The 20,817-nt window shown below is 59.3% G+C and carries 20 protein-coding genes; 5 read left to right on the top strand and 15 right to left on the bottom strand.

What is annotated here, in order from left to right; translation table 11 throughout:
• Positions 1–23: 23 nt before the first annotated feature.
• The 4 genes from AC2A6O_RS19075 to AC2A6O_RS19060 form a co-directional block, all read right to left on the bottom strand.
• The gene (locus tag AC2A6O_RS19075) at positions 24–926 is read right to left on the bottom strand and encodes a metal ABC transporter substrate-binding protein (protein WP_148584610.1); all 903 of its coding nucleotides are present in this window, start codon (positions 924–926) and stop codon (positions 24–26) included.
• Between the two features lie 345 nt (positions 927–1,271).
• The gene (locus AC2A6O_RS19070; protein ID WP_498929422.1) at positions 1,272–3,716 is read right to left on the bottom strand and encodes a methyl-accepting chemotaxis protein; all 2,445 of its coding nucleotides are present in this window, start codon (positions 3,714–3,716) and stop codon (positions 1,272–1,274) included.
• A 298-nt stretch (positions 3,717–4,014) separates the two neighbouring features.
• Positions 4,015–4,203 (bottom strand): DUF2783 domain-containing protein, encoded by a 189-nt coding sequence (locus AC2A6O_RS19065; RefSeq protein WP_148584612.1) that lies wholly within the window; start codon positions 4,201–4,203, stop codon positions 4,015–4,017.
• Positions 4,203–5,819, bottom strand: coding sequence for an FAD-dependent oxidoreductase (locus AC2A6O_RS19060; protein WP_498929420.1), 1,617 nt, complete (start codon positions 5,817–5,819; stop codon positions 4,203–4,205). The genes AC2A6O_RS19065 and AC2A6O_RS19060 overlap by 1 nt, the downstream gene beginning before the upstream one ends.
• Positions 5,820–5,942: 123 nt before the next feature.
• Here AC2A6O_RS19060 and AC2A6O_RS19055 point away from each other — a divergent pair, with 123 nt between their 5' ends.
• A complete protein-coding gene (locus AC2A6O_RS19055) occupies positions 5,943–6,173 on the top strand; it encodes a hypothetical protein (RefSeq protein ID WP_148584614.1) in 231 nt (76 codons plus the stop codon).
• Here AC2A6O_RS19055 and AC2A6O_RS19050 read toward each other — a convergent pair.
• The 5 genes from AC2A6O_RS19050 to hmgA form a co-directional block, all read right to left on the bottom strand.
• Entirely contained in the window at positions 6,170–6,703 is a 534-nt protein-coding gene (locus tag AC2A6O_RS19050) for a DinB family protein (protein ID WP_148584615.1), read from the bottom strand. The two genes, AC2A6O_RS19055 and AC2A6O_RS19050, sit on opposite strands and share 4 nt — an antisense overlap.
• Before the next feature lie 3 nt (positions 6,704–6,706).
• On the bottom strand, positions 6,707–7,666 hold the full coding sequence (locus AC2A6O_RS19045; RefSeq protein ID WP_498929418.1) for an MBL fold metallo-hydrolase: 960 nt from the start codon (positions 7,664–7,666) through the stop codon (positions 6,707–6,709).
• Positions 7,663–8,253: a carboxymuconolactone decarboxylase family protein gene (locus tag AC2A6O_RS19040; protein ID WP_498929416.1), complete on the bottom strand. Its 591-nt coding sequence runs from the start codon at positions 8,251–8,253 to the stop codon at positions 7,663–7,665. The genes AC2A6O_RS19045 and AC2A6O_RS19040 overlap by 4 nt, the downstream gene beginning before the upstream one ends.
• A gap of 153 nt (positions 8,254–8,406) precedes the next feature.
• Positions 8,407–9,423 (bottom strand): fumarylacetoacetate hydrolase family protein, encoded by a 1,017-nt coding sequence (locus AC2A6O_RS19035; protein WP_498929414.1) that lies wholly within the window; start codon positions 9,421–9,423, stop codon positions 8,407–8,409.
• A 215-nt stretch (positions 9,424–9,638) separates the two neighbouring features.
• On the bottom strand, positions 9,639–11,009 hold the full coding sequence (gene hmgA / locus AC2A6O_RS19030) for a homogentisate 1,2-dioxygenase (protein ID WP_498929412.1): 1,371 nt from the start codon (positions 11,007–11,009) through the stop codon (positions 9,639–9,641).
• Positions 11,010–11,392: 383 nt separating this feature from the next.
• Between hmgA and AC2A6O_RS19025 the strand changes: the two genes are divergently transcribed.
• The gene (locus tag AC2A6O_RS19025) at positions 11,393–11,707 is read left to right on the top strand and encodes a hypothetical protein (protein ID WP_148584620.1); all 315 of its coding nucleotides are present in this window, start codon (positions 11,393–11,395) and stop codon (positions 11,705–11,707) included.
• 51 nt (positions 11,708–11,758) lie between these two features.
• Here AC2A6O_RS19025 and AC2A6O_RS19020 read toward each other — a convergent pair whose 3' ends face one another.
• Positions 11,759–12,124 carry a hypothetical protein gene (locus tag AC2A6O_RS19020; protein ID WP_498929409.1) on the bottom strand — a complete coding sequence of 122 codons (366 nt, stop codon included), beginning with the start codon at positions 12,122–12,124 and terminating at the stop codon, positions 11,759–11,761.
• 80 nt (positions 12,125–12,204) lie between these two features.
• Positions 12,205–13,680: a helicase HerA domain-containing protein gene (locus AC2A6O_RS19015; RefSeq protein ID WP_148584622.1), complete on the bottom strand. Its 1,476-nt coding sequence runs from the start codon at positions 13,678–13,680 to the stop codon at positions 12,205–12,207.
• 370 nt (positions 13,681–14,050) lie between these two features.
• Here AC2A6O_RS19015 and AC2A6O_RS19010 point away from each other — a divergent pair, with 370 nt between their 5' ends.
• Entirely contained in the window at positions 14,051–14,797 is a 747-nt protein-coding gene (locus AC2A6O_RS19010; RefSeq protein WP_498929407.1) for a substrate-binding periplasmic protein, read from the top strand.
• A gap of 158 nt (positions 14,798–14,955) precedes the next feature.
• Positions 14,956–15,612: a cupin domain-containing protein gene (locus AC2A6O_RS19005; protein WP_148584624.1), complete on the top strand. Its 657-nt coding sequence runs from the start codon at positions 14,956–14,958 to the stop codon at positions 15,610–15,612.
• Here the strand turns inward: AC2A6O_RS19005 and AC2A6O_RS19000 are convergent.
• From AC2A6O_RS19000 to AC2A6O_RS18990, 3 genes are all read right to left on the bottom strand, one after another.
• Positions 15,609–16,130, bottom strand: coding sequence for a DUF2867 domain-containing protein (locus AC2A6O_RS19000; RefSeq protein ID WP_498929405.1), 522 nt, complete (start codon positions 16,128–16,130; stop codon positions 15,609–15,611). The genes AC2A6O_RS19005 and AC2A6O_RS19000 overlap by 4 nt on opposite strands.
• A gap of 142 nt (positions 16,131–16,272) precedes the next feature.
• Complete coding sequence (locus tag AC2A6O_RS18995) at positions 16,273–16,857, bottom strand: nitroreductase family protein (protein WP_498929403.1); 585 nt, start codon at positions 16,855–16,857, stop codon at positions 16,273–16,275.
• Between the two features lie 109 nt (positions 16,858–16,966).
• Positions 16,967–17,887: a DMT family transporter gene (locus tag AC2A6O_RS18990; protein ID WP_498929401.1), complete on the bottom strand. Its 921-nt coding sequence runs from the start codon at positions 17,885–17,887 to the stop codon at positions 16,967–16,969.
• A gap of 56 nt (positions 17,888–17,943) precedes the next feature.
• On the opposite strand from AC2A6O_RS18990, the gene AC2A6O_RS18985 reads away from it, so the two are divergent.
• Positions 17,944–18,918, top strand: a complete 975-nt coding sequence (locus AC2A6O_RS18985) for a LysR family transcriptional regulator (RefSeq protein WP_498929399.1) — start codon at positions 17,944–17,946, stop codon at positions 18,916–18,918.
• 224 nt (positions 18,919–19,142) lie between these two features.
• Here AC2A6O_RS18985 and AC2A6O_RS18980 read toward each other — a convergent pair whose 3' ends face one another.
• Complete coding sequence (locus AC2A6O_RS18980; RefSeq protein WP_498929397.1) at positions 19,143–20,654, bottom strand: malonate--CoA ligase; 1,512 nt, start codon at positions 20,652–20,654, stop codon at positions 19,143–19,145.
• Positions 20,655–20,817: the final 163 nt, after the last annotated feature.

The following is a 20,817-nucleotide window of genomic DNA, read 5'->3' as shown; positions in this document are numbered from 1 at the left end:
GCGGCGTGCCTTGATACGGTCTGTTACTTGGCGGCGGATTTCAGTCCGTCGACGACCGTGCCCGATGTGACCTTCAGCAGATCCAGATACGTCGGCACCTTGCCGTCCGCCTCGCTCAGGGAATCGACGTAAAGATCGCCACCGTATTTTGCGCCGGTTTCCCGCGCCACCTGCTTGGCAGGCGAGGTGTTGACCGTGCTTTCGCAGAAGACGACCGGAATGTCGTGCTCGCGCACCCCGTCAATCACAGAGCGGACCTGTTGCGGCGTGCCGACCTGATCGGCATTGATCGGCCAGAGATAGAGTTCCTTCATGCCGAAGTCATGAGCGAGGTAGCTGAACGCACCTTCACAGGTCACCAGCCAGCGCTTGTCTTCCGGTATGTCGGCGACGGCCTGGCGCAGCGGCTCGATTGTTTCGCGCAGCTTGTTCTTGTAGGCCTCCGCGTTGGCGGCATAGGTCGCCGCGTTGTCGGGATCATACTTGGCGAACGCCTTGGAAATATTGTCGATATAAATCAGCGCATTGTCCAAACCCATCCAGGCATGCGGATTTGGCCTGCCCTCGTAGGAGCCTGCCGCAATCGAGATCGGTTCGATCCCGTCCGTCAGCGTTACAGAGGGAATGTCACCGAGGTTCGACAGAAACTGTTCAAACCAGCGCTCAAGGTTCATGCCGTTCCAGAGGATCAGGTCCGCATCGGACGCCCGAACGATGTCCTGCGGGGTCGGCTCATAGCCGTGAATTTCCGCACCCGGTTTGGTGATGGACACAACGTCGGCGGCCTCACCGGCAACATTCTGCGCCATATCGGCAAGAACGGTAAAGGTGGTCACCACCTTCATCTTGTCCTTTGCCAAGGCGGCCGATGCCGGTCCAGCGACGATCGCCGCGAGAGAGACCGTCAGAACGAGTTTTTTCAGCATCACCAAATCCCTGTGTGAACATCACTTCTGCAAGTGATATTGCAAATCATTTGCAACTGTCAAGTTTTTGCGAATGATTTGCAATATCATTCTTATGTCGAGTTGTTATTCTCAGACATATCGTATCGATGGAGAATCCGCGAGCATCGGGAGGTCCTGCGCCGTGTCTCAAAAGCAGCGAATGCGACCTGCGCCCTTGCCTCCAGCACAAAAAAAGACGCCCCACCGGCGATCATGCCGATGAGACGTCCAATTCCTGTCCTGGCTTTCTTGGCTGTCGGGCGCATGTCGTGGGCATTCGACGTCCCACGGCATGCGGCATCACTTTTTGACGTGCCTCTGGCGTCAGGCTGCCGCCACGCGGTTCAGGAAGGTTTCGATACCTTCTTTCAGAGCCCGGCTGCGGTTGCTCAGATCGCCGGAAGCCGCCAGGACATCGCCCGACGCTTCCTTGGTGTCGTCAACCGCCCTGGACAGGCTGGACATGTTGGTCTGAACCGCCTGCGTGCTCTGGGCGGCACGCTGGACGTTGCCTGAAATCTCGTTGGTGGCCGAGCCCTGCTGGGTAACGGCAGCCGTGATCCCTTGCGTGTAGCCGTTGACCTCTTCCATCGTGTCGGAAATTGCGCCGATAGCGGCGACCGCCTCACTGGTTGAGTTCTGGATGGTCTGGATCTGAGAGGATATTTCTTCCGTGGCTCTAGACGTCTGCGTCGCCAGCTCCTTCACTTCGGCAGCGACCACGGCGAACCCCTTGCCGGCATCCCCTGCCCGCGCAGCCTCGATGGTGGCATTGAGGGCCAGAAGGTTGGTCTGTTCGGCAATCGCCTGGATCAGGCTGACCACTTCGCCGATCTTCGAGGCAGCTTCGGCCAGTCCCTGCACCTTGCCGTTGGTGTCGTGAACCGCGTTCGTTGCAGAGGTGACGATGTCGGACGACCGGCGCACCTGCTCGCCGATTTCAGCGATCGATGCGGACAGTTCCTCAGCCGCGCCTGCCACGTTTTCAACGCTCATGCTGGCGTCTTCGCTGACACGGGAGGTGTCGCCGGCCTGTTCCGCACTGCTTTCAGCGATGCCGCCGAGTGCCGATGCCGTATTGGACATTCCGGCTGCCGTTTCGTCGAGGGCACTCAGGAGACCCTGAATTTCTCCCCGGAAGCTCTGGATCAGATCGTCAACTTCCCGCTGACGCGCGTTCTCGGCCTGGCGATGCGCGTTGGCTTCGCCTTCCAGGCGCAGACGTTCCCGGGCGTTTTCCTGGAACACCTGAACCGTGCGGCTCATGTCTCCGATCTCGTCACGCTGACCGGTTGACGGAATGACTGTGTCGATGTCCCCGTCGGCCAGACGGCCCATCGCTTCCGTGAGTGCCCGTGTCGGCCGCGTGATCACCAGCGAAAGCACAAAGGCGAGCAGGCCACCTGCGGCAACCGCCCCGAGGAGTGCAATCGCGATCAACCCAAGCGCTGTATCCGCCCGTGAATAGGCGGCCGCGGACTGGGCCTCGGTCAGCGCGGTAATGACACTGCGGACCTGACCAGAGATCGCAACCAGCTGTTCCCGCTTGGCGTCGAACGCATCCTTGGCGGCGACCATGGCGGCAAATTCGGCCTCATAGGTGCCAACCTCTGCTTCGATGGCAGCAATCGCGTCAGCGATTTCCGGAAAAGCAGCACTGTCCGCCTTCAACAGGTTGGCTATGTAGCGCAGCGTTTCAATCCGGTTGAGCACTTCATCCGCGCCAATCGTATCGAAACCGGCAAAATACTCCATTGTTGCAGAGCGGATCTCCAAAGACGCGTTCTGATACTTGTTCACATTCACATTGACGAGGTCGACGATGCGCAGCTGGGAGTTTGCCTTGCCGGCAATCGACTTGGCTTCATCGGCTGCCGTGTAGACGACCTTGCGCAAGGCCGAGGCCTGTTCGTGAAGCTGTTCCAGGCCGGCAGCAAGGTCTGAGGCAACCGTGGCCGGCACGGCGGCCGGTAGTGCCCCTTCCCCTTCCGGCTTCGGCAGTTTTTCACCGAGAGCCGCCGCCATCGCTGCGAGCGCCTCGACCCTAGCCTTGTCGACGCCGTCCACCTTCAGTTTGCCGGCCTTTGCTGCCCTCTTGGCCAGAGTGTGCGTGCCATCCAGAATGGCAGCCACTGTTTCAGGCGGAAGATCAGCACCTGCGCTCGCCTCGGCAATCCTGGCTTCCAGACCGGTTACGAGGTCTTCCATGTCCGACAGCATGCGACCGACCTTGTCGGCCCGGTTACGGGTCCCGGATGCCGTCTTGGCGGCGCTACCGGCGTCGCGCTGGATCTTGCTCATCTTGTCGTTGATCTGCGCAGCAATGGTTGCCAGATTGACGGCCGACCGCAACAGCTTGTCGACTTGCACCTGCCGGTTCTCGACAGCTTCGACCACGCCATCAAACTCGCCGCTCAACTGACCGACCAGCGCAATGGCTTCTGCCGTCACCGGTTCGCCTTCTCCGGCGCCCGAAACACCGTCGAGCGTCAAAAGCGATGTTTCCAACTGATCGATCTGCAGCCTCGCCGCATCGGCCAGATCTGCCGTCCGATCAGAGAGATAGGCTTCCTGTGCCTGAGCAACCTGTTGAAGGTTGGCCATGGCGGTCGTTGCCTTCGCGCTGACGTCCGACTGGGTCCTGAGGCCGAGAATCGCGACCGTGCCAACGGCCCCCACCGCAGCTGCCACGAGGATCATGGCCGCGAAGCCGCCACCTACTTTCGCCGAAAGGCACACGTTCTTTAAAGGTGTAAGTAACCTGGACATTGTTTCCCCCGCACTTTCCGAGATTGAAGGTGCGAGCGGATAAACAATTGGTGAATAATTTCAGGTCTGCCTTTCGCTCGCCAGCGCAAAATAAATCGGGCGGTTTTTAGTCTTTTGCGACAAGGCGATACTACGCGTTTACTTGAGAAAAATTTTTGCCCAAATTAAATCCGGTTGCCTCTAATCCGATGACGAGAGTGTGTAATTCTGACAATGATGTGAAAGCCGACTCTTTCACACCACATGTCAAAACCCTCAATATTCCGGATACCAGCACCGTCACGGCGCTGGTCCCAGCCTATCGTCTGGCCGCCTCAAGCAGTCTTGCAAGCACCTCACGGTCGCCGATCTGATTTGCCATCAGAAGGATCAGCCGCGCATTGAACGCATCGCTTTCGGCCTTGGTGAGGCCTTCATGGGAGGTCAGCAGATCGGCATAAAATCCGTCCGGGTTTTCAAGGTTCGGTGTGGTGACAATCTCCGCCATCAGGCTTCTCCACCTTTTCCAAGTGCAATTGCGAGTGCATTTTCGACTGCTGCACGGTCATATTCCATCCAGCGTGCTGCGACATGCTGGTCCGGCCGGATCAGATAAACAGCCGACGAGGCATCGCCGAGATATCTGGCTTTCAGTTCCTGACCGGCAGATGCCGGTGCAATGCTGACACCGGCGATGTCGATGCCATCAATCTGGAGGGTCTCCGGCACGTCGGTGCCAATGCCCAGCAGATGGAAGCCGCTGCCGAGCCAATCCAGCAGCCAACCGTCTGCCAGGGGCGCATCCGACGCCGGGCTTCCCGGCCGTGTGCGCGCAGGCAGGCCGTCCACATCCGGGCTGTTGAGGTTTGAGCCATCATAAACGCAAGGGACAGACAACCGGCCGGAATTGACCAGCGGCCGGGCAAAGGCGTGGTGTTCGGACAGGTCCAGCACGGCATCTCGAAAGATGCGGCTGGTTTCGGATTTCGGCGTAATGAAATCGGTAGAACGCGAGCTTTGCAGAATGTTCTCGTCGGCTGCCATTTCCCGTTCAAAGGCATAACTGTCCAGAAGGCTTTCGGGTGCCTTTCCGTCCATGACGAGCTTCAGTTTCCAGCCGAGGTTGTCCGCATCCTGGAAGCCCGAATTGGCGCCGCGCGCACCAAAGGGCGATACCTGGTGGGCGCTGTCACCGGCGAAGATGACCCGGCCGTGGCGGAACTTTTCCATGCGCCGGCACTGGAAGGTATAGATCGACACCCATTCCAGATCGAATTCAACGTCCTGCCCGAGCATCTGCTTGAGCCGGGGAATGACGTTTTCCGGTTTCTTTTCTTCTTCCTTGTCGATGTCCCAGCCAAGCTGCAAATCGATGCGCCAGACACCGTCCGGCTGCTTGTGCAGAAGCGCGGACTGGTCCTTGTTGAAGGGGGGATCGAACCAGAACCAGCGCTCGGTTGGGAAGTCTGCCTTCATGATGACGTCGGCGATCAGAAAGTTGTCTTCGAACACCCGTCCGACAAAATCGAGATCGAGCATCCGGCGCGAGGGCGAGCCGGCACCATCACAAGCAATCAGCCAGTCCGCTTCCAGATTGTAGGCACCATCGGCCGTTTCCACGGTCACCAGCGTGTGGTCGTCCCTCTGATTGAGGTTTGCGACCCGACTGCCACCGCGAATTTCCACCGGCTTGCCTTCCACCTGCAGCGCGCGGATGCGCTCGACCAGGTTGAGTTCGCAATAATATTGCTGGAGGTTGATGAAGGCCGGGCGCTTGTGTCCCTCTTCCGGCAACAGGTTGAAATCATAGACCTGCCGGTCACCGAAAAACACCTTGCCGACGTTCCAGACGACACCTTTGTCGACCATCTCGTCGCCGCAGCCCAGACGGTCGAAAATTTCCAGGGATCGCTTGGAAAAGCAAATGGCCCGTGAGCCCACGCTGACCTTGTCGTTGTCGTCCAGAATAACGACAGGCACATCGGCCTGAGCAAGATCGATGGCGATGGCGAGGCCCACCGGCCCGGCGCCGATGATCACCACCGGGTGACGAACCGGTGCCGCCGCGTCCTGATCTTGGGACCTCTTGTACGGATAAAGCGGCGCTTCAAACAATTTGGTCACAGGCGTTTCTCCCAATTGCCGAGGCCTCCCGATCTCCCGAGCCGGCAAGCCTTTGCACGTTTCGCGGAACCCTTTTCCGAATTACGCGTTCTAGTTATCAAGTCCCCCAAACGGAGGTGTGATATGCCGAGCGTGACACGTCAGACTATCTCAACATCCGGCCGTCTCTGGATACTCCGGATCCTTGCCGGGCTGATGTCTGTGGTCGCCGTTTCACTTCTCATCGCCGCTCCTGCAACCGTGCTCGCCGATAACTGGAGCATGGCCGGGATCAGCATTGTGCTGTGCGAGTTCATCGTCCTTGCCGGCGCCCTGACCTGGCTCGCCCAATTGATCTTCGCGCCCGAGCGCTAGTTGCTCTCCTGGAAACGTTGCGCCGACGGATGCCGGTCAAACTTCAGAAAGAATTCGTCCAGCTGCGGTGGCGCGACGCTTGTTCCTGCCAGCATGGCATGGGCCTGACCCCGGTGATGGATCTGGTGCTGGAAGAGATGCAGCAGCGTGCTTGCAATCTTTTCCTGCATGATTCCGTCATTACCCCGGTCCTGTGCGATGTCGCGTTCAAGATCCGCTTCCGTAATTCGGTCGCAGAAATCGATCAGATCCCGATCCACGCTTTGCTGTGCGGCTTGCAGGCCGGCTGCGGAAGGCAGATGCTGCGTGTCGAACACTGACAGGCCCTGCCCCTCCTCTTTCAAGGCATCAAGGTAGTAGCGGTCCACTTCCCAGTTGTGATTCAGCGTTTCCCGGATCGACGGAAAGAACCCGGTTCTTTCCGCCTCGAACTCCGCCTGAGACAGCCGGCAGCAAGCTTCATATAAACGCTCATTGGCATATGCGTTGTTACGAGCCATCAGGCGCAGGTGATCCAGGACAGCACTCATGGGTCAGCCCTGCAGGTCTGCCCACATCTGGGCGTCGCGTTCCGCGGTCCAGATGCGCGGCGTGTCGATGTCCAGGGCCTCGTCGTATGCGCGAGCGACGTTGAACGGCAGGCAATGCTCGTAGATCGCGTAGTCCTTGAACTTCGGATCACAGGCGGCGCGGCAGGCGTCCCACGCTTCCTTCAGCGAACCGCCGCGCTTTGCCACGCGGGCGACCGGCTCATAGGTCGAACGGACAAAGTCAGCAGTGGCATCCAGCGCCGCATTGACCATCTTCTTGCCAACCAGCGCATCGCCCCGGCCCGGCGCAATGGCATCAAGATCAAACGAGCGGATGCGCTCAAGTGTTGTCGGCCAGTCGTTGAAATGACCGTCACCGCAATAGCAGGCCGAGTGATATTCCACGATGTCGCCCGTGAACATGACGTTCTCGTCCGGCACGTGAATGACGATGTCGCCAGCGGTGTGGGCACGTCCAACGAAGCTGAGGTCCACCCGGCGCTTGCCCAGGTAAACGGTCATTCGGTCGTTGAAAGTGGTTGTCGGCCAGGTCAGCGGCGGAATGTCGTTGACGTTGTCATAGCCCATGAACAGACGCGGGAAGCGCATGAACTCGGATTCCCGGTCTTGCGCGCCGCGTTCCACGACCATGGACCGGGCCTTCTGGCTCATGATCACGGTCGGTGCCTTGTAGGCGGCAGCCCCCAGCACGCGCACGGCGTGGTAGTGGGTCAACACAAGATGGCTGATCGGCTTGTCGGTGACGGACCGCACCTTCTCGATCACCTTGTTGGCGAGTTCAGGGGTCGCCTGCGCCTCGACGATCATGACACTGTCGTCGCCGATGATGACGCCGGTGTTCGGGTCGCCCTCAGCGGTAAAAGCCCAAAGATCCTTGCCGATTTCGGTGAAGGAGATCTTCTTTTCCGTCATGTCTCCAGCGGATGCGAATTGCTTGCTCATTTAGAAGCTCCGTGTTTGCCTTCATCCCATGCGGGCATCGCCTTTTTGGCAACAGCGGCCGGATGGGATTCCATTGTGGTGGCCATGGTGTCGTTCCACCGGTTGAGGTAGCCGAAGAGTGCAATCGAGGCGACGATCTCGACAATCTCGGCGTCGTTGAAATGGGTCTTGAGTGCTGCGAAATGCTCTTCCGTTGCACCGTTGGGAACACCGGCGGCCTCGCGGGCCAGCACCAGTGCCGCCTTCTCGGCCTCCGTGAAAAGCGGTGATGTCTCGCATTCCCAGACAGCAGCGATCTTTTCATCCGGCACATCGTAGACGTGGCTCAGATTGGCCATGTGCCCCTGGCAGTAGCGGCAGCCAGTCGCCATGGAGGTCATCAGCGCCACCATCATCTTCAGGTCTTCCGGCACCGTGCCCTCGTAAAGAACCGCCTGGTTCAGATCCATGAATGCCCTGGCGATATTCGGCCGGCGCGCCATGGTCAGGATCGAGTTCGGCAAAAAGCCGCGAATTGCATCGTAGCGCGCGAATTTTTCCTCGAACTGAGGCAGATCCTTGCGGTCCAATGGCGCAACGTGAGGCATGACCCTCTCCCTGAAATATCCTGGCGGCGAAAAGGCTCAACCTGACGCTGCGCTTTTGTCTTTGTGCGGGACGGAGTTCCCAGCCCTGCCCCTCCCTTTCTAGGGAGGGGTTAGGGGGGACCGTCGATGGGAGCGCAGGCTCGCGGAGCGCGATTACGGCCCTTCGTACTTCTCCACCGTCTGCTCGATGGCGCCGAAGATCGAATGGCCGTCCGAGTCGAGCATCTCGATGCGGACCGTATCGCCGAACTTCAGGAAGGATGTCTTGGCCTCGCCCGTGTTGATCGTTTCGATCATGCGGATTTCGGCAAGGCAGGAATAACCAACCCCACCATCTGCAACCGGCTTGCCCGGACCGCCGTCCAGCTTGTTCGAGACCGTGCCGGATCCGATGATCGTACCGGCACTGAGCGGCCGGGTCTTGGCGGCATGGGCGATCAGCTGACCGAAATCGAAGGTCATGTCGATGCCCGCGTTTGCGCGGCCAAACGGCTGACCATTGAGGTCGACATGAAGCGGCAGATGCAGCTTGCCACCCTTCCAGGCATCGCCAAGCGCGTCCGGCGTAACAGCCACCGGCGAAAAGGCCGAAGACGGCTTGGACTGGAAGAAGCCGAAGCCCTTGCCAAGCTCAGCCGGGATCAGACCGCGCAGGGAAACATCATTGACCAGCAGCACCAGAAGAATGTGATCGCGCGCAGCTTCGGCGCTCACCCCCATCGGCACATCGTCGGTGACGACGGCGATCTCGCCTTCCATATCGATGCCCCAGGCTTCTTCGCGCATGGAGATCGGGTCGCGTGGCGCCAGGAACGCATCCGAGCCGCCCTGATACATCAGCGGATCTGTCCAGAAGCTTTCCGGCATCTTCGCCCCGCGGGCCTTGCGAACCAGTTCGACGTGGTTGACGTAGGCCGAGCCGTCCGCCCACTGATAGGCTCGCGGCAATGGCGACAGGGCATCGTGCTCGTGAAAGCGGATCGTTGGAACGGCTTCGTGAGACAGGCTCTCGGCCAGCAACTTCAGCTTCGGAGCCACCTGCTCCCAATCGTCAAGCGCAGCCTGCAAAGTCGGCGAGATGTGGCTTGCGTCGGTGCAGTAGGTCAGGTGGTCGTTAACCACCACCAGCTTGCCGTCGCGGCTGCCATCCTTGAGCGTTGCCAGTTTCATCGGGTTATCTGCTCCTGTTACTCACCAGACACGTCGTGCCCGGCGATGGTTTCTCCCGGGAAGCCTCTTGCGGCTTCCAACCGTTGTTCTTGTGCGGGCTCCGGCAAGCGTGCCGGAACACGGGTGGTGTACGCAACCGTCACCTAAGGTTCAGGTCACCATACCGGCAAGGGGTGATCCGCCGTTTGCGGCCGGTCAAATGCCGAATGGCTTGCCTACTTGTTCCAGGTTCCTTCAGGCGTGCCATCGAATTTTTTGCCCAGCGAGTCCCAGCAGTCAATGTAATCGTCCTGCAGCGGCGCTTCCTTGGCGGCGAACTCGGTCAGATGCTGGGGAAAGCGGGTTTCGAACATGAAGGACATTGTATTGTCGAGCTTTTCCGGCTTCAGATCGGCATTGGACGCGCCTTCGAACGCATTGTTGTCCGGCCCATGCGGCAACATCATGTTATGCAGGCTCATGCCACCGGGAACGAAGCCCTGCGGCTTTGCATCGTATTGCCCGTAGATGTTGCCCATCAGCTCCGACATGATGTTCTTGTGGTACCAGGGCGGGCGGAAGGTGTTTTCCATCACCATCCAGCGTTCGCGGAAGAGCACGAAGTCAATGTTGGCGGTGCCCGGCACACCGGATGCCGCAGTCAGGACCGTAAAGATCGACGGGTCGGGATGGTCGAACAGGATTGACCCGATCGGGCAATAGTTCCTGAGATCATACTTGCAGGGAGCGTAGTTCCCGTGCCAGGCGACAATGTCGAGCGGCGAGTGATCGATGCTGGTCTCATGGAACTGTCCGCACCATTTCACGGTCACCGTGGACGGGACCTCGCGGTCCTCATACTGCGCCACAGGCGTCTTGAAATCGCGACGGTTCGCCATGCAATTGGCCCCGATCGGCCCCCTGCCCGGCAGTTCGAATTTCTGGCCGTAGTTCTCGCAGACGAAACCGCGCGCCGGACCGTCCACCAGTTCGACCCGGTAGACAAGCCCACGCGGAAGGATTGCGATCTCCTTCGGCTCCAGTTCGATGACGCCCAGCTCCGTGCAGAAGCGCAGGACGCCCTCCTGCGGCACCACCAGAAGCTCGCTGTCGGCGGAGTAGAAATATTCATCCTCCATCGACTTGGTGATCAGGTAGATGTGGCTGGCCATACCAACCTGGGTGTTGACGTCGCCGGCAGTCGTCATGGTGCGCATGCCGGTCAGCCAGTTGAGGCCTTCACCGGAATGCGGCACCGGATCCCAGCGGTATTGTCCGAGCGAAACGACATCGTCGCAAACATTCGGCGCAGACTTCCAGTACGGCAGATCGATCTTCCTGAACCGGCTGGTATGCTTGACCGAAGGACGGATACGGTAACACCAGGTGCGTTCGTTCTGGTGACTCGGGGCGGTAAAGGCTGTGCCTGAAAGCTGCTCACCGTAAAGCCCGTAGGCACATTTCTGCGGGCTGTTCATGCCCTGGGGCAGAGCGCCGGGCAGAGCCTCGGTTTCAAAATCATTGCCGAAGCCCGGCATATATTCCAGACCCGCCGCGTTTCGGCCGTTTCCAGCAAGATTTTGGCTGCTGTCGGTTCTCTGATCCATGACGTCCTCCCGGTTCGGAGATGAATTTAGTTGCATATGTAACCATTCTGATCTCACGGATCAAGCGGCATGTCGATTCTTTTGCGGCCACTGCCGATTTTCTGGCGCGAAATCGGGAAAACCTGGTGACGTAATTTTGTTTTACGCGCCTCTCCCGAGAGGTATGGCCTCTTACATGAAGATGAAATGGTTTGAGCCGAATTGCTTTTCGGCAAGGCGTGAAAGCCCAGGAAATGTGGTTCGTTTTCAAGCTATCGCAACGCCGAGGAAGGCCAAACCGGTCAAGTCCGATGGACGTGGAAATGGCTGTTTTTCGATTCCGCGCTTGAACGAAATTGCAAGCTGGCGTAAAAAGAACAAAATAGGAACATTGGAGAAGATCGATGCGGCTCGCCGACACTGCTGTTGCGCACTCCTGCGCTGTTTCCTCCGCTTCTGCGTCGGCGCCGGACGCGGACCAGCTTACGTCCGTCACTCCTGGTGAGGTCCGCACGATGATGCTGTACCTTCGCAAGGCCCGGGAGCGGGCCATCGCGATCCGCGACAGATCTCCTGGTGGCAGTTACCTGGAAAGCGTGCTGACGCGCACCATAGACGGCATTTCGCTTGAGCTTTCACAGCTCGACTACCTTCTGGCATCAAAGCCCGTCGATCCGTCGCGCAATGCCTCCACGATGCGGATGCGCCCTGCAATCTGATCGGATTCGAAGCCTTGCTGCCCGGAAAATCAACCAGCCAGATCGATGTGCTTACTCCTGCCGCAACGCGCCGAAGAACCCGAGGACTGTCTTGAGTTTTCCGGTTTCTTCGTCGATCCAGACGACATCGAGGCCCTCAGGAAGCGTCGTTCCATCCGCCTTGACCATCTGCCAGGCAAACCGTGCGGCTCCGTGATGCGTGTCGATGCCGCTGGTGCGTACGATCTTCGCACCTGCACTCTTGGACAGAACGCCCGAAATGTGATCGACAAGGGCTGCAATGCCCGTCACATCCGTTCCGGGATCCGTGTATCTGATGCCGTCTGTCACGGATCTGCCTAGCAGGTCTTGCCGGCGGGACGGGTCCCTTTCAGACCAGGCCGCGCAATAGATGTCGATGGTTTCTTCCAGCGTCATTCCCGCCTCCCTAGCAGTCTTCTGAGGAAGCATGCGCGAAAGTTCGCGAGGGCGCCAGTCAGGACACTGAAACGATAACGTCAGGCCGCGGCTTCATCGCCTGGGGCCGTCTGCCAACCGAGGTCGGTCAGCGTCACGATGCGGTTGCCGCGCAAATCCGTGGCACACACGAGAAATCCGCGCTCTTCCATGTGGCTCAACAGCCAGCGCGCCCTACCTGGGGAGCGTGTGCCATAGGCGGTGGCGATTTCGATGTTGCCGGGGCATGGCGCTTTCCCTATCGCCGCCTTCGCCAAGAGCAGATAGACGCCGCGCATGTCTTCCGGCAACTCCGAGGCAATCAGCTCCGCCTGGGCCCAGGCGCCGTCGTCCATTTCGCCTTTTTCGACACCGGCACGGGCAACGGAAAGCTTTTCACGGAAAGTCTGCAGGTCCGGTGCACCACCCGCCAGTTTTGAAATGCGGCAACGGACCTGAAAGTCCTGATAGAGCGTTGCGATGGGCTGGAACGCAGCGTCCTCGTCTTCCAGGATACCTGCGATAATTTCGGCGATTTTCTGTTCGCGCTCGCCAAAGTCGAGCAGACTTTCGGCCTGCGGCACGTCCTCGGCGCTGGCACGCTCCGCACTGCTCAACTGGTCGAGTACATCGCCCGTGGAAACCACAGGCTCAACGAAGCGATGGCGCACCGGCTGAACCTCGTCGGCGCCCGGCGTGAAGATCAGGTCCTTGGCGTCTTCCTTGGGCTGCTCGGGCAACGGCATCAGCTTGGGGCTGCCGCCGCGGCCCATCGTTTCCACCGGACCGATCTTGACCGGAACCGGACGGCGCGACATGGCGGGACCGAGGGCGATGAAATGGCCCCTGTCGAGGTTTCTGAAGCTTTCTGCCTGGCGCCGTTCCATGCCCAGAAGATCGGCCGCGCGGGCCATGTCGATATCCAGAAAGGTCCGCCCCATCAGGAAGTTGGACGCTTCTGCGGCAACGTTCTTGGCCAACTTGGCCAGGCGCTGGGTGGCAATGACACCGGCAAGTCCGCGTTTGCGGCCACGACACATCAGGTTGGTCATGGCGCCCAGTGACCGGCGCCGGGCCTCTTCGGTCACCTCGCCGGCAGCAGCCGGTGCGAAAAGCTGGGCTTCATCGACGATGACCAGCATCGGATACCAGAGATCGCGGTCAGCATCGAAGAGGCCGTCGAGAAAGGTTGCCGCGGCCTTCATCTGCCGGTCAGCATCCAGACCTTCAAGATTGAGCACCACCGACACACGGTGCTGGCGCACCCGGGCGGCAATCATCTGGAGGTCCTTTTCGGTGCCAACGGCATCGACAACGACATGGCCGTACTTTTCTGCCAGCGACACGAAATCGCCTTCAGGATCGATAATGGCCTGTTGAACCCACTTGGCGGACTGCTCGAGAAGCCGGCGCAGCAGATGCGATTTTCCCGAGCCGGAATTGCCCTGCACCAGAAGGCGCGTTGCCAGCAGTTCTTCCAGATCCAGGCCGGCGCGCGCGCCACCTGTCATTTCACCGATATCGATTTGTACCGTCATGCGACCACTTTTCTTGCAGCCTCGGCAGCGCTGCGGCTTCTCCGTTTCCTGAATTTCATGCAGTGCGGTAGTCAGCACGATTCCGTGCCGCTTGCAAAGCCGGCCAGCCAGGAAAGCCGGGTTTTCCCAGAATTCCACCGAATGGAGACCACCCCGGACGACAGGCTGGACTGGAGACACAAACGTCAGACCTGGAACCACATAGACTTAATTTCAGCCGAACCCGACGCCACACGGGTTTCTGTGGTAAGGTGGAGGGAACGGGAGCTTTTTCAGGGAAATCGCTGTGACAGTCAAGCGATTGGCTGGTTCTTGGTGCCGGCAGATTTTCAAACAGATCAAAGCGCCGCTTTCCGGCGCCGTTTTGCTGATGCTTTCCCTTACCGCAAGTTCTGCAACAACCGACACCGTGACGATCGCCGTTGGCGAATGGCACCCCTATTTTTCCGAGGATGCCGAAGGATACGGCACCTATGCCCAGGTGGTCACAAGAGCCTTCGAACTGGAGGGCGTTGAGGTGCAGTACGGCTTCTTTCCATGGAAGCGGGCCTTGCTGCAAACGCAATCCGGCAGCTGGCAGGCTTCCGCCGGTTGGGGCAAGACCAAGGACCGGGAACCGTTCTTCCATTTCTGCGACGCCGTTCTGGTCGAACGGGAGCAATTCTTCTACGCAACCGCCCGGCCCGTTGAGGCGCACAGCCTGCACGACCTTGCCGGGTTAAGCCTCGGTTCCCTGGATGGTGCCGCTTTTGGAGAAGACCTGCAGAAACTGGTGTCGTCCGGGCAGATTACGGTCTTCCGCCAAAGCACGTTGGAAGACCTTTTCAAGATGCTTGACGTAGGGCGCGTCGATGTTGTCATGGGCAATGAAAAGGTTGCTGCGGATGCCCTGGCCGTTGCGTTTCCCGGTCAGGAGGCAAAGCGTTTCAAGGCGCTGGAAGATGTAACCGTACTCTGGGACTATCGCGTGATTGTCTCGAAAAAAATCGAAAACGGCGAGGATCTCTGTACCCGGTTCAATCGTGGTTTGAAAAAACTGCGTGAAACCGGTGAGTACGAACGTCTTTTGTGGCCCGACAAGAAGGAAAATGGCGGCTCAGACCCCAGCCCATCCTGACCTTTGAACAACACGCTGGCTTCAGCTATCCGGACAGTCGACTTTTCTGCACCCTGTGGAAGGTCTCAGGGATTCACGACGAGTTCATACCCGACCCTTCCAATTGCGCATATCCTGCCCCATGTGAGCATAACAAAGAACATAATGGGATGGACCGGATGAAAATTCACGCAGACCTGACGCAGCCTGCAATCGTCGACAGCGCCACACTCGACTGGGTGCCCTCCCCCATGGCCGGTGTCGAGCGGCGAATGCTTGAGCGCGATGGTGCGGAAGTCGCACGAGCCACAAGCCTCGTCAGATACGCCCCCGGATCCGCCTTTTCCGCCCATAAGCATGACATGGGGGAAGAATTTCTGGTCCTCGACGGAGTGTTTTCGGACGAAAGCGGGGATTTCCCAAAAGGCATGTATGTCCGCAACCCTCCGGGCTCCAGCCACGTCCCCTCAAGCGAGCCGGGAGCTGTGATTCTGGTAAAGCTGCGTCAGATGCAGCCCGACGACGATGCCTATGTGCGGGTGAACACGCTTGATCCCGGTGGCTGGCAGGCCGGCAGGCCCGGAGAGAGCATTTTGCCACTGTTTGTTCGACCGGACGAGGAAGTGGTGATGCTCCACTGGGAAAAGGGCGCCCGGCTGAGCCCACAGACCTTTCCCGGTGGAGCGGAGTATTTTGTGATCGAAGGCAGCTTCGAGGATCAGACCGGCCGCCACGATCAAGGCACATGGATACGCCTGCCTGCTGGAACGCGGCAGGAAATCACCACGACACAGGGTGCCCGCGTCTGGCGCAAGACAGGTCACCTTGCGCTCTAGGGTGTGGCCGTACCTCTGGCCAGCATGGTTTTGACGATCATCTTGTGAAACGGCAGGATCAACGCAAGATAGGCATGACCGGCAAGATTGTGCCGCTTGCAGCAGGTTGAGGCATAGATCCGGGCTCCATTTTCCCTTTTCCGGTAAAGGGACAACCGAAAGTCCTGATGCCAGTCGTTTTCACCCAGGATGATCTCATTTTCCAAGACCGAATAGATCTTGAAGAAACCGATCCGGTCGCCAACGCCCTTGCAGGTCGCAGCCTCGGCCGTCTGCTCGTTTGCCAGGTCACGAGTGGTCTTCATGCCAATGACGCCCACCAAGTTGTCGCGGAGCGACATCAGAGCCGTGACCCAACCGATTTCCGCGGTCAGAATGCGCTCGGCAAGCACACGCATATCAGCAGTAAGCAGGTCTTCCTGCCCGCGGATGGGGATTGAATAGGTGTCGAGAAAATCATCGGCCGCGTGATAGGCATTCAGGAGACTATCTTCCGGCAGTTTGTCTCTTCTGGTCATGCGTTCGGTCTCCCCACAAGGTGCGACATGGCCACTCTATACCGGCCAGGATCGGAAGACGCCTTGCAGATTGACGCAGGGAAAGGCAGCAGAACCATTCCGCTGCCTTTCGAGACGAATTTGCCTTCAGCAATGGTGCTTGTCAGCCCCAGGCACCAGCAAACGCGATTTCCTCAAGCGGCTTGCGGCTGCTCGGCGCTTCACGTTCGCGCAGGCTCTCAGGAAGCTCGGAAACCTCTCCCCGGCGGCCGATTGCGATGGCGATCTGCGGCTGAAAGCGCTCTGGGACACCGAGTTTCTGATGGATCTCGTCTTTCAGAATACCGGCCATTCCGTGGGCATGGTAGCCAAGCGCGGTCGCCTGCAGAGCGGCATGTGCCCAGGCGGCCCCGGCGTCGAATGCATGCGTGCCGTTTGCCCGGTTCGGTTTGCCGTCCTTGCCGTCCACTTCCGTATCGGAAAACAGATAAACCAGTGCGGAAGCGTGTTGCGCCCAGTCACGGTTGAACGGGTTGAGCAGATCGACCAGAGCCTGCCAGTTGGCATCGCCTCTGCGGGCATAGACAAAACGCCACGGCTGGACATTGAAAGCGGAGGGTGACCAGCGCGCAGCTTCAAGAATGGTTTTTAGATCCGCTTCCTCAATCGTCGAGCGGTCGAAGGCGCGCGGTGACCAGCGGTCGATGAACAGGTTTTCAATCGGATGAGCGGGCGTACGGGCAGTCATGAACATTATCTCCAGTGTTGGATCTGGGCCAAAAGGCATCTATCCGTCAGGTTGATCCGGAGATAGTCGCTCATTATCTTGATATCAAGATATATATTCTCATAATTTTTTAAGGTGCTGTCGCGACACCACGGTTTGGTCTGTCCGCCAAGCCGATTGACGGCGCGATCAGGATCGCCGACAGCACGAGCGCAGCCGAAAGCACTTCCCGCACGCCTATCGTTTCACCAAAGACCTGCCAACCGACCAGAAACATGGCCGGCAGTTCGAAACTGCCCGCGGCCGCGGTGCGCACCGGGCCGACCTTCTGGCAGGCCACAGTGTAAAGGATCTGCGGAATGAGGGCCGTTCCAAGCCCCATGGCGACGACAAGGCCCCATTGACCGGCAGTCGACGGCAGAACGGACCCGTGCCCCTCCTGGAGCGCAAGCGGCAACAATCCCACCACAGAGCCCAACAGCCCGCAAGCCGTACGCTCCAGTGCATTGAGTTCCCCAGCCAGTCCGCTGAGGACGACGATCAGAAAGCCGAATGCGACTGGGGCTGGAATGGCCCATAGCAGGGCCTTCATCGCTTCGGGCGACAGCAACGAGGGATCGAGCAACAAACCGGCGGCCAGAACCACAAAACCGGCGGAGGCAAACGAGCGCCAGGTGAGCGCCTGTTTCAGCAAAACCCAGGCAAAAAGCGCCGCAAAAACCGGATAGGACATATAGACCACACCGGCGGCAGCAACAGGCGCGACACGGATCGCCTCAAAATGACCGATCAGGCTGAGCCCCAGCACGAGCCCGGCCCCCATCACCAAAAGAGCCCCGCCGCGTTTGCGTTTCTCGAATGGCAAAAAGGGGATCAGGAACAGGACGGAAAAGCCATAGCGATAGAGCGCGATCGTGGCCGGGCCGGCGCCCGTGTCCTGAAGCCCCCGCACGAAGATGGGGACAAGGCCGAAGCAGACCGCGGACGCTGCTATGACAAGCGTGGCGCCTGTGGAACCAAGGCTGATCCTTGAAGAAATAGTGTTGCTCATATCTGTCGATAACGCGCATCGATAAATAAACAAAATTCCTAGTTTTCATCTAGTTCATGAAATGCTTTCATGCCTTCATGATCCCGCGACTTGCCCTCCATCACCTGACCCTTCTGTCCGCACTTGGCGAAACCGGCAGCATGACCGCGTCCGCGGCACGTCTCGGCGTTACGCAGTCGGCCGCATCGCACAGATTGCGAGAGGCTGAAAGGCGGCTGGGTGTGGTTCTGGCGCGGCGGGCGGAACACCGGATCGAACTGACGTCCGAAGGCGAACGTCTGCGCCATCTGGGCGAGACCTTTCTGGGAGAGCTGTTCCGCCTGGAACAGGACCTCCAGGCATCGGCGCGGGATGCCAAAACCCTTGTGCGTCTCGGCCAGGCCACCTACAGCCGCTACCACTGGTTTCCCGCGTTCCTGAAGTATCTGGATCAGGCCGACCCGAACCTGACGGTCGACCTGTCGTCGCGTGCAACGGCGCACCCGCTGACCTCGCTCATTGATGGTTCCGTGGACGTTTCTCTGGTCTTTGGCCGGGAACCGGCGCTTGCGTCGCTGCGTGCGGTCAAGCTTGGCACCGATCCGATTGTCGCGGTACTCGCCCGAAACCATCCGCTGGCGGCCGAGCCGGTCGTCAACAGCGAGAACATGGGGGATGAACGTTTCTTCGTTTATCCGCTGACGGCCGAACCCGGGAATGACTGGACCACCCTTCTCGGCACACCATCCCAGCCCTTTCGGCGATTGACCCAGATGCCGACACCGGAAGCCGTGATCGATCTGGTGCGCGCAAAATTTGGCGTTGCCATCTTCAGCAAGTGGGCCATCGAGCCGGAGCTGGCTGATGGAACGCTGGTTTCCCGTCCGATTGCCGAAGGCGGCATTTCTCAGGACTGGTGGTGTGTTCGGCGCGCCTCCGACCCGCCGGACAGTCCGGCAGCCCGTCTCTCGTCGGTGCTAACCGCCTGGAGCCAGCTGTCCGACCGGGCCTTGTCGACGCTCGCCTTCGGGGGAACCGCACCCGGCGCCTGATCCGGACCAACAAAAACAGTTTGGCCCTTGCTGAAACCACCTAAACTTCCGATAGGGAAACTTTGCTGGCACGGTATGGTGATCCGTCAACCTGAGGAGGACGGGCGATGGCAGACCTTTCAGAAGCAAACCGCAAGCGTGGTCTCGTTCTCGCCATGGGTATGCTCGGCGGGCTGGTCATGCTGGAGAAAAGCGGACAGGCGGACGAGTGCAAGACGGTGTGATCAGCCGAAATCGCCGCTGAACTGTTCCCGAAGCACGTTTTTCTGGATTTTGCCCATGGTGTTGCGTGGCAAGGCTTCCAGAATATGGACCTTCTTGGGCTGCTTGAACTTTGCCAGACGATCGTTCAATGAGGCCTGAACGGCCTCCTGCGCCAGGTCTGCGCCCTGCTTCGGCGCCAGGACCGCGACAACCGCTTCACCAAAATCAGGATGCGGCACGCCGATCACCGCGCTTTCGGCAACACCCGGCAGTTCGTCCAGCAGCGCCTCGACCTCCGCCGGATAAACGTTGAAACCGCCGCTGATGATCAGATCCTTGGACCGGCCAACGATGGAGACATAGCCGTCTTCGTCGATGCGCCCCATGTCGCCCGTGATGAAATAGCCGTCCGCCCGAAATTCCTGTGCTGTCTTCTCTTGCATTCGCCAATACCCCAAGAAAACGTTGGGCCCCTTGATTTCGATGATGCCAACCTCCCCGTCAGGAAGCGCCCGGCCGGTTCTGGCGTCCACCACTCGCAGTCCGACACCGGGCAATGGAAACCCGACAGTCCCCGGCCGACGGTCGCCGTCATAAGGATTGGAGGTGTTCATGTTGGTTTCGGTCATGCCGTAGCGCTCCAGGATCGCGTGTCCCGTTCGCTCGCAAAACTCCCTGTGCACTTCCGCCGACAGCGGAGCCGACCCGGAAATGAAAAGCCGCATGTGGGCGGCCACCTCCCGGGTGAACCGATCGGATGCAAGCAGGCGCGTGTAGAATGTCGGAACGCCCATCATGGACGTTGCCCTTGGCAGGGCCGCAAGAACCTGATCCAGGTCGAACTTCGGCAGAAACAGCATCGACCCGCCTGCCATCATCAAGCAGTTGGTGGCGACGAAAAGCCCGTGCGTGTGAAAAATCGGCAGGGCGTGCAACAGCACGTCGTCTTCCGTGAACTGCCAGTATTTCACCATGGTCTGCGAATTCGACGCCAGATTTGCGTGCGTGAGCATCGCACCCTTGGAGCGCCCGGTGGTGCCGGACGTGTAGAGAATGGCGGCCAGATCATCGTCTTCGCGCGGACGGGTTTCGTAGTCCTTCGGCATCCCGTCTGCCAGGTCACCGAGGCTGCCCTCCCCGTTCTGGTCGAGCGTCTGCAGTTTGGCTCCCGCCTTTTGCGCCGTTCCGGCCAGCACATCTGCTCTTGACGGGTCACAAACAAAGACAGCCGGCTCCGCATCGCCGACAAAATAGCTGATCTCGGCGGGCGTATAGGCCGTGTTCAGTGGCAGGAACACGCCGCCCGCCCGGATGGTTCCCAGATAAAGCATCAGGGCCTCCGGTGTCTTTTCCACCTGAACGGCAACACGGTCACCCGGCTTGACCCCGAGTTTCTGCAGCGCGCCGGCATATTGCGCCGACCGTGCCAGCATGTCTGCATAGGTCACCTGCCCGCCATCGACCGTTTCGAGAAAGACCTTGGACCGGTCTGGAATGTAAGCGGTCAGGGCGTCAAAGAGATGGTTCATCATCGCAGCGTTCCGAAATAGCGGACAGACAGGAAGGAGGTATTTGATACCAGAGCTGCTCAATTTTAAAGCAAGTCTGAGAATTTTGAGCAAGTCCGGTGAAATGCGGGTAATTTACCTCAAGCTTTCAAAAGTGTTTTGCACCATGCTCTCGCTTGCGGGACAT

Source organism: Labrenzia sp. ATLA3, from assembly GCF_057180185.1.
The sequence above is the reverse complement of the archived record's forward strand: the minus strand, read 5'-3'. Positions and strand labels throughout refer to the sequence as shown.